The organism is Streptomyces sp. NPDC002044, from assembly GCF_040296725.1.
Taxonomy (GTDB): Bacteria; Actinomycetota; Actinomycetes; order Streptomycetales; family Streptomycetaceae; genus Streptomyces; species Streptomyces antarcticus.
Window position 1 is genome coordinate 21,569 of the sequence record NZ_JBEOXU010000007.1, and the last position, 9,179, is coordinate 30,747.

Annotated in this window: 7 protein-coding genes; 3 read left to right on the plus strand and 4 right to left on the minus strand. The window is 73.9% G+C overall.

Annotated elements, in window-relative coordinates:
- Positions 1-10: 10 nt before the first annotated feature.
- From ABT106_RS03355 to npdG, 3 genes are all read right to left on the minus strand, one after another.
- Positions 11-4,423 (minus strand): non-ribosomal peptide synthetase, encoded by a 4,413-nt coding sequence (locus ABT106_RS03355; protein WP_351271565.1) that lies wholly within the window; start codon positions 4,421-4,423, stop codon positions 11-13.
- Positions 4,424-4,832: 409 nt separating this feature from the next.
- Complete coding sequence (locus tag ABT106_RS03360) at positions 4,833-5,387, minus strand: DUF2087 domain-containing protein (RefSeq protein ID WP_351271567.1); 555 nt, start codon at positions 5,385-5,387, stop codon at positions 4,833-4,835.
- A gap of 257 nt (positions 5,388-5,644) precedes the next feature.
- Positions 5,645-6,361 carry an NADPH-dependent F420 reductase gene (npdG, locus tag ABT106_RS03365; protein ID WP_351271570.1) on the minus strand — a complete coding sequence of 239 codons (717 nt, stop codon included), beginning with the start codon at positions 6,359-6,361 and terminating at the stop codon, positions 5,645-5,647.
- A gap of 114 nt (positions 6,362-6,475) precedes the next feature.
- Between npdG and ABT106_RS03370 the strand changes: the two genes are divergently transcribed.
- Positions 6,476-7,081 carry a hypothetical protein gene (locus ABT106_RS03370; protein WP_351271573.1) on the plus strand — a complete coding sequence of 202 codons (606 nt, stop codon included), beginning with the start codon at positions 6,476-6,478 and terminating at the stop codon, positions 7,079-7,081.
- A 90-nt stretch (positions 7,082-7,171) separates the two neighbouring features.
- On the opposite strand, the gene ABT106_RS03375 is transcribed toward ABT106_RS03370, so the two are convergent.
- Positions 7,172-7,420 (minus strand): hypothetical protein, encoded by a 249-nt coding sequence (locus ABT106_RS03375; RefSeq protein ID WP_351271722.1) that lies wholly within the window; start codon positions 7,418-7,420, stop codon positions 7,172-7,174.
- A gap of 71 nt (positions 7,421-7,491) precedes the next feature.
- Here ABT106_RS03375 and map point away from each other — a divergent pair, with 71 nt between their 5' ends.
- On the plus strand, positions 7,492-8,349 hold the full coding sequence (gene map, locus ABT106_RS03380; RefSeq protein WP_351271576.1) for a type I methionyl aminopeptidase: 858 nt from the start codon (positions 7,492-7,494) through the stop codon (positions 8,347-8,349).
- 134 nt (positions 8,350-8,483) lie between these two features.
- The gene (locus ABT106_RS03385; protein WP_351271578.1) at positions 8,484-9,131 is read left to right on the plus strand and encodes a biliverdin-producing heme oxygenase; all 648 of its coding nucleotides are present in this window, start codon (positions 8,484-8,486) and stop codon (positions 9,129-9,131) included.
- Positions 9,132-9,179 lie beyond the last annotated feature (48 nt).

The following is a 9,179-nucleotide window of genomic DNA, read 5'->3' on the forward strand; positions in this document are numbered from 1 at the left end:
GAGGCGGGGCTCAGCCGCGTACGGGCAGGAAGCCGGTACGGGCGAACCAGTCGAACCACCGTCCCAGGAGCGCGGCGTCGACCCGCGGGCACTCCAGCCCGCTCCCGGCCAGCCCGCGCTCGAGGTTGCCGCGGTCGAAGACGTCCGGGTAGCGGCCCGAGGCGTCCCCGTTCGTACTGGCCAGCAGCGCGACGGCCGGGACCGAGCTGCCGGTGGCCCCGGGCAGTCCGGCGGGCTGCCCCGCGGCCCGGTCGTTGAGCCGCTCCCGCCACTCCTGGAACGGGAGTTCCTCCACCGGGTGTCCGGCGGCGCGCGCGTGGTCGAGGACGGCGGACAGCTCGACCTGCTCGGGGCTGACGAGACTGTGGACGCGGCCGTCGGCGGGACCCGTCAGGGCCAGGTGGACGACGGCGCGGGACACGAAGTCCACCGGCACCATGTTCTCGCGCAGGGTGTCCCCCTCGGCGCCGGCCGCGGGCCGGAACCCGAGCTCGACGCAGGCCCGCACGTAGTGCCAGAAGGCGTCGTCGCCGCCGACCGCCCCGGTCACCGAGTCCCCGGCGATCCGGGACGGGCGGTGGACGGCGGTGGGCACGCCCCGCTCCTGGGCGATCCGGAGGATCCCCTCGGCCACCCACTTGCTGCGCACGTAGCCGTACGGGTCGATGAGCGCCGGGTCGCTCACCCAGGACTCGGGCAGGACCTCGGGGTCGTCGGGTCCGGCCACGACCGTGCTGATCGTGGAGATGTAGTGGACGGGCTTGGTGCGGTGGCGGACGGCGAGCCGGAGGACCTCGCGGACGCCGTCCACGTTGGCCGCCTTGAGCCGGGAGTAGGACTCCATCAGGTTGACCCGGGAGCCGTTGTGGAGGATCAGCTCGACCTGGCGGGCCAGGTCGTCGAAGCGTTCCCCGGACAGGCCCAGCAACGGCCGGCCGAGGTCCCCGGCGACCGGGACGATCCGGGCGCGCAGGCTTTCGTCCCACAGCCCGTAACCGGTCAGGGCCCGCTCGACGCGCCGCATCGCCCCGGCGTCGTCGTCGGCCCGGACCAGGCAGTGCACGGTGGCCGCGGAGTGCGCGAGGACGTCGCGGAGCAGGAAGGAGCCGAGGAATCCGGTGGCCCCGGTGAGCAGGACGTGCCGGGGGCCGGCGCCGCCGTCGGCGGGGGCTTCGCGGGCGGGCGGTCCGGTCGGACGGATCTCCTCGTCGAGCCACACGTCCTCGGTCAGGCCCGCGCCGGCCGGGCCGGCGGGCAGCGGGGCCCCGCCGTCGAGGAGTGCGGCGAGGCCGGCCGGGGTCTGCCGCTCGAAGACGGCACTGAGCGGGAGGTCCGCGCCGAGGCGCTGGTTGACGGCGGTCACCAGGCGGATCGCCAGCAGCGAGTGGCCGCCGAGGTCGAAGAAGCCGTCGTCGGGGCCGATCCCGGTCACGCCGAGCACCTCCTCGAAGACCTGGCACAGCTCCTTCTCCTCGGCGGTGCCCGGGGCGCGTCCGGCCGGGGCCGCGGCGAGGTTGGGGACGGACAGCGCCGTGCGGTCCAGCTTTCCGTTGGGGGTGAGGGGGAAGGCGTCGAGGGGGGTGAGGACCGACGGCACCATCGCGTCGGAGAGCACCGCGGCCAAGGCGGCGCGCGCCTCGGCCGGGGTGGGCGTGCCGATGTAGTGGCCGACGAGCGTCCGCAGGCCGGTCGGGCCGGTGAGTACGGAGGCGACGGCGTCCCGGACCCCCGGGACCCGGCGCAGCGCGAACTCGACCTCGCCGAGCTCGATGCGCTGGCCGCGGATCTTGACCTGGTGGTCCTGGCGGCCGAGGAACTCCAGCCGGCCGTCGCGCAGGTAGCGGACGACGTCGCCGGTGCGGTACATGCGGTGTCCGGGCTCGTCGCGGAACGGGTCGGGGACGAACACCGAGGCGGTCCGCACCGGGTCGTCGAGGTAGCCGAGGCCGACGCCGACGCCCCCGATGTACAGCTCGCCGGGGACTCCGGCCGGGACCAGGCCGAGGTGGTCGTCCAGGACGTACAGGGTCATGCCGCGGCTGGCCACGCCGATGGGGCTGCGGGCGCCCGCGGGGGCGTCGGCGGCGGTGATGACGGCCTGGGTGACGTCGTCGGAGCACTCGGTGGGCCCGTAGCAGTTGACCAGCGGGATGTCCGGGTGGCGGGCCAGCCAGCGGCGGGCGACGTCACCGGGCAGGGCCTCGCCGGTGACGGCGAGCGCGGTCAGCGGAAGCGGTACGGGGGCGGCCGCGCGGGCGTCCCAGTCGTCGAGGGCGGCCCGGAGCAGACTGGGAACGACCTGGAGGACGGTCGTGCCGCTGTCCACGACGAGGGCGAACAGGGCGCGCGGGTCACGGGCGGTGGCCTCGTCGACGGCCTGGACCCGGCCGCCGAAGATCAGCGCGGTGAGCATCTGCCAGACGGAGATGTCGAAGGTCAGCGGGGCGCTGGAGGCGACGACGTGGCCGGGGCCGGTGATGCCGATGGCCTCGGCCTCGCCGAGCAGGTTGTTGACCAGACCGCGGTGCGCGACCATCGCGCCCTTGGGCCGGCCGGTGGAGCCGGAGGTGAAGATGGCGTACGCGAGGTCGTCGGGGCCGTGCGTGACGGGGGCCAGGTCGTCGGACGGGTCCGTGGTGTCGTCCAGTACGAGTACCTCGACGGGGTGCCCGGCGGCCGCGGCGATCTCCCGGGCACGGCCGGCGTGCCGGGCCTCGGTGAGCAGGTGGGTGGCCCGGGTGTCATTGAGCCGGCCGGCGTTGCGGGCGAGCGGGGCCCTGCTGTCGAGGGGGAAGTAGGCGCACCCGGCACCGAGGATGCCGAGCAGCGCGGTGACGGCGCCCGAACCGCGGTCGGCGAGGACGGCCGCGAAGCCGCGCGGGGCGTCGGGGGCGGGCCGCAGGCGGCGGCTCACCGCGCTCGCCCGGCCGACGAGGCCGGCGTAGTCCAGGCCGGTGCCGTCGGCGTCGGTGACGGCGGGGGCGGTCGGCCGGGCCGCCGCGTGGGCCCGGATCCGGGCGAGCACGCCGTGGGTGAGGTCGGCGTGCTGGGGGCGGTGCCGCCCGGCGAGGAGGTCGAGGCGGTCCTCGGCGGTGAGCAGGGCGAGCCGGGACAGCGGGGCGGCCGGGTCGGCGGCGGCGGCCGTCAGCAGCCGGGTGAGGAGGCGGGCCAGCTGGGTGCCGGTCTCGTCGTCGAAGAGGTCGCGGGCGTAGGCGAGTTCTCCGGTGACGGTGTCGGCGGTCTCGAAGAAGTCCCAGTTCAGGTCCAGTTTGGCGATGCCGCCGAGGTCGGCGGGGAGTTCGGCGCACTCCAGGCCGGGCCAGGAGGCCGGGACGCCGTCGGCCGCGTGGAGTTCGACGGAGACCTGGACCAGGGGGTGACGGGACCGGGAGCGGACCGGGTTGAGCTCCTCGACCAGCCGCTCGAAGGGGATGTCCTGGTGCCCGTAGGCGGACAGGGAGGTGTTCCGGACGCGGGTCAGGAGTTCGGTGAACGCGGGGTCGCCGGAGGTGTCGGTGCGCAGGACGAGGGTGTTGACGAAGAAGCCCACGAGGTCGTCGAGGGCTTCGTCGGAGCGCCCGGCGACGATCGTGCCGAGGGGGATGTCGGTTCCGCTGCCCAGGCGCGTGAGCAGGGCCGCCACGCCGGCCTGGAGGACCATGAAGAGGGTGGTGCCGCTCGCGCGGGCCGTCTCGCGGAGCCGGTCGGTGAGTTCGGGGCCGAGGTCGAAGGAGAGCTGGCCGCCGCGATGCGTGGCGACGGCCGGGCGGGGCCGGTCGGCGGGCAGTTCCAGTGCGTCGGGGAGTCCGGCGAGCGCGTCCCGCCAGAAGCGCAGCTGCTCGTTGAGGAGGCTGCCGGGGTCCTCGCCCGCGCCGAGCAGGTCCCGCTGCCACAGGACGTAGTCGGAGTACTGGACGGGCAGCGGCGCCCAGTCGGGGGCGGCGCCGGGTCCGGCCGGGGATCCGGCGCGGGCGGTGTAGGCGCGGGTCAGGTCGCGCAGCAGGGGGGCCATGGACCAGCCGTCGCTGACGATGTGGTGCATGACCAGGGCGAGGACGTGTTCCTCGGGTCCGACGGCCAGCAGCCGTGCACGGACGGGGAGTTCGGCGGCCAGGTCGAAGGGGGCCGACTGGAGGGAGGCGAGCGCCGCGGGCAGGTCGGCGGCGGCGCAGCCGGTGGTGACCAGGGCGAGCCTCGGGTCGTCGGCGGCGAGGACGCTCTGGCGGGGCTCGCCGTCGCTCTCGGCGAAGGAGGGACGCAGGCTCTCGTGGCGCTCCAGGACGTCCTGCCAGGCGGCACCGAGGGCAGCGGTGTCGAGCGGGCCGGAGAGCCGCAGGGTCAGCGGGGCGTTGAAGGTGGAGTTCGGCCCTTCCAGCCGGTTGAGGAACCACAGACGCTGCTGCGCGTAGGACAACGGGAACACTACTGATCTCCTCTGGTCGCGGTGCCGGCCGGGTCCGTACGGAAACGGTCCGGGGCGCGGAGCGGGCCGGGGCGCGGGATGGTCCGGCGCGCGGGGGCGGTCCGGCGCGCCGGCGGGCCACGGGCCGCGGGGCGGGTCCGGCACGTACACGGTGCAAGGCTAGGCACGCCGGACGGTGCGCTTGCGGCACTCGGACAGGCACTGACCAGGCAGTTCACCCGCCATGCCGGGGCACGGCGACGGGCGCGGACATGCCGCAGGGCCCGCCTGGGGCGGGCCCTGCGGGGTGCGCGGAACGGACGCGGGACGGCACGCGACGGCGCGGGACGGCACGCGACGGCACGGAACGGACGCGGGACGCGGACGGATCCGTCCGCGTACGGACGCGTACGCGGACCCGACCGAGGGTCTACAGCGCGGGCTGGATGTCGGTGCGCAGCCAGTAGCGGCCGGCCTCGCGGCCGAGGAGGCAGAGGTCGACGAGGTAGCGGCGGACCGTCACGTGGTCGGTGCCCGCCCCCTCGCACCAGACCTTGAGCTCCTCGTTGACGGAGCGCTCGTCGTAGGTGGTGTCCGTGCTGAACGTACGGTGCGTCAGGTGCTGGAGGACGATGCGGCGGCGGCCCCACTGGGAGGGCAGACGCACCAGCCGGCCGTCCCGTACGAAGGTGCGCAGCAGCGATTCGACCTCCTCGTCGGCGTAGCCGTGACGCTCGGGCTCCTCGGTGGTGCGGGTGTCGCGCACGATGTCCTTGAAGTGGCCGGTGCGCGCGGCGAGCAGCCCTTCGGACTCGACGACCAGGCCGCCGCCCTGGAGGCGGCGCAGTGCGACGGCGGTCTCCTTGGCGCTGACTCCCGCCGCTTCGGCCGCGGCGGGCAGCGTGGACGCTCCGAGGACGACCGCGGAGAAGACCCGCAGCCGGGTGGGTTCGGCGAGCAACGCTACAACGGCTTCTGGCCTCATCGGGTGGTCCACTTCTCTCATGCGGGCGTGCGGGCGTGCGGCGGCGCGGTCGTGGGGCGGGGTGGGTGTGCTCGGCGGCGAGAAGGCCGCACCCCGATGCTCCGGCGCGGCTCCTGCCCGCGTCAACCGGGATTCGCGAAGCTGCCTGCGAGCTACCGGTGGTGGACCACCGCCCGTGTGCCCGGCGGCTCCGGGTCCGGGGGACGGACGGAGCGGCCGGGCAGGCGTACCGCGACGGGCCCTGCGGACCGCCCGGCTCAGACGTCCGTGACGCGCAGGCCCGCGTGGGCCTTGTAGCGGCGGTTCGTGGAGATCAGGTTGGCGACCAGGGATTCGACCTGGTGGGCGTTGCGCAGGCGGCCCGCGAAGACCCCGCGCATGCCGGGGATGCGGGCGGCCAGGGCCTGGACGAGGTCGGTGTCCGCGCGGGACTCGCCCAGCACCATCACGTCGGTGTCGATCTCGTCGATCGACGCGTCCTGGAGCAGGACCGCCGAGAGGTGGTGGAAGGCCGCCGTGACGCGGGAGTCCGGGAGCAGGGCGGCCGCCTGCTGGGCCGCGCTGCCCTCCTCGACCTGGAGGGCGTACGCGCCCTGCTTGTCGAAGCCGAGCGGGTTGACGCAGTCCACCACGAGCTTGCCGGCGAGGTCCTCGCGCAGCGATTCGAGGGTCTTGGCGTGGCCCTCCCAGGGGACGGCGATGATGACGATGTCGCTGCGCCGGGCGCAGTCGGCGTTGTCCGCGCCTTCCACGCCGAGGCCCAGTTCGGCGGCGGCGCCCTGCGCGCGGTCGGCGGCGCGGGAGCCGATGATCACCTTCTGGCCGGCCCGGGCGAGCCGGTAGGCCAGGCCCCGGCCCTGGTCACCGGTGCCGCCGAGGACGCCGACGACGAGGCCGGAGACGTCGGGGAGGTCCCACGGGTCCTTGGCGGGCGCCTTGGCCGGGGGCTGCTGAGTACTGTCCGTAGAGGTCATGGGGGCGAGGGTAACCCCGAGATCATCAGAGTCGAACGGCCACGGCGCCCGCCGGCCGGGCGGGACGTCGCGAACCGGCCACGCGCGTCCCGCGCATGGTGCAGGATGCCGCTCATGGATGCCGTGAGAGTCGCGCTGCTGCGCGAGGTCCTCGCCGGTACGCAGTGGCCGGGTGCCGCGCGCCGCTTCGCCGGGTCGCTCCGGCGTTCGGTGACCCCTGCGGGCGGGAACCTGCTGCTGGTGGGGACGGAGCAGTACGAGCCCTGGCACCTGGCGGCGCACCTGGTGGACGAGGCCGCCTGGTCGGGCCTGCCGGAGCTGGCCCCGACGCTCGTGCGCCACCGGGTGCCGGCCGGGGAGCCGCCGCACCTGTCGGTGGGGCTGGGCAGGCTGGAGGCGGCCCGGCGCGGGCACACCCTGCTGGTGGTGGCCCCGGAGCCCCCCGGCGAGGGGCTGCTCCAGCGCGTCCACGACGCCCGGCGCGCCGGGGCGACCGTACTGTCCCTGGACGGCGGAGACCCGGATCTCGGGGCCCTCGCGCACGAGGCGCTGTCGGTGGCGGAGGGCAGCGGCGAACTGGACCTGGACACGGTGCAGCACCTGGTCAGCGCGGCCGCCGGGGAGAACAGCCTGCCGGCGCAGCGTGGGCCGCGCCGCTTCCGGGACCGGCTGGCGCGGCTGGCCGATCAGCTGACCGCCCCGCCGCCCAGCCGCTGGTAGGAGCCGCGGCCGGGCCGGTACCGGTCCCGGCACCAGCCCGGTCCCAGTCCCGGTACCGGCCCGGGGCGCGGCCGCGGCCGCGGACCGCCCCTACGGGGTGGCCGTGCCCCCGCCGCCCTCTTCTTCCCCGCGCGTCTTGTCGTTCCACTTGGGGTCGTTCTGCCATTCGAGGTTGCGCTCCTGCGCCGTCTCCATGGCGTGGGTCGCCTCCTCCGGCGTCCCGTACGGGCCGAAGCGGTCCTTGGCGGGGCAGTCGGGGCCCTCTTCGACCTTTTTGTGGACCAGGCAGTAGTACCACTCGCCCGGTTTGCCCACCTGTCGCTTCTTGAACAAGGCCATCGCCGTCAGGCTCCTCTCGATGCGGCTCTTGCCGCCATGCTCTCCCATACCCGCTGGATACACTCGCTTGCATGTCCGGTCAGTCACTGCTCGTACCAGGCGAGCTCTCTCCCGTCCGTTCCGTTCCCGGAAACATCCGCCGGCCCGAGTACGTGGGCAGGCCCGCGCCCACTCCGTACACCGGACCGGAGGTGCAGTCGGCCGAGACCATCGAGGCCATGCGCACCGCCGGCCGGATCGCCGCCCAGGCGATGGAGGAAGCCGCCAAGCTGATCGCGCCGGGGGTGACCACCGACGAGCTCGACAAGGTCGCCCACGCCTACATGTGCGATCACGGGGCCTACCCCTCGACGCTCGGCTACCGGGGCTTCCCCAAGTCGCTGTGCTCCTCGGTCAACGAGGTCATCTGTCACGGCATCCCCGATTCCACCGTCCTGCGCGACGGCGACATCGTGAACCTCGACGTGACCGCGTACATCGGCGGCGTGCACGGCGACAACAACGCCACCTATCTGTGCGGGGAGGTGGACGAGGAGTCGCGGCTGCTGGTGGAGCGCACCCGCGAGGCACTCGCCCGCGCCATCAAGGCCGTCAGGCCGGGCCGCCAGATCAACATCATCGGCCGGGTCATCGAGTCGTACGCGAAACGGTTCGGCTACGGCGTCGTCCGGGACTTCACCGGACACGGCATCAACTCGTCCTTCCACTCCGGCCTGATCATCCCGCACTACGACAGCCCGCACGCCACCACCGTCATCGAGCCCGGGATGACCTTCACCATCGAGCCGATGCTGACCCTGGGCACCCACGAGTACGACATGTGGGCGGACGGCTGGACGGTCGTCACCAAGGACCGCAAGCGCACCGCGCAGTTCGAACACACGCTGGTGGTGACGGACACCGGGGCGGAGATCCTGACCCTGCCGTAGGGCGGGCCGCCGGAAGAGGCGGATTTTTTTACCGACAAGGCGTCGGGAACACATTGACTTAGGCAAGCCTAAGTAGGAAGATCGGTGTGGCGGCTGAGCCGCCACGCCTGTTTCCCCCTTCTTGGAGGTCCGTCTTGGACGCCTTCTCTACGGTCATCCGCGTCGCCTCACACGAGCAGCACACCGAGGCCGAGACGTCGACCTTCATGAGCGACCTGCTGGGCGGCCGGCTCGGAGTGGACGCCTACACGCGCTACACCGAGCAGCTGTGGTTCGTGTACCGGGCTCTGGAGGACGCGGCCGACTCCCTGAAGGACGACCCGGTCGCGGGCCCCTTCATCCAGCCCGAGCTGATGCGCGTCGCCGAGATCGAGCGCGACCTCGAGCACCTGCTGGGCGCCGGCTGGCGCGACAGCGTGGCGGCGCTGCCCGCGACCGAGGCGTATGCCGCCCGGGTCGCCGAGTGCGCCGCCCAGTGGCCGGGCGGGTACGTCGCCCACCACTACACCCGTTACCTGGGCGACCTCTCCGGCGGGCAGATCATCCGCGACAAGGCCGAGCGCACGTGGGGCTTCGCGCGCAAGGGCGACGGCGTCCGCTTCTACGTCTTCGCCGCCATCTCCAACCCGGCCGCCTTCAAGCGGACCTACCGGGAACTGCTCGACGGGATCGACGCGGACGACCTGGAGAAGCAGCGCATCATCGACGAGTGCAAGCGCGCCTTCGACTTCAACGGCGCGGTCTTCCGCGAGCTGGGCCGGCAGTTCCCGCTCAGCGCGTAGGCGGGACGGCGAAGGGGCCGGCCCGGTGCATGACGCACCGGGCCGGCC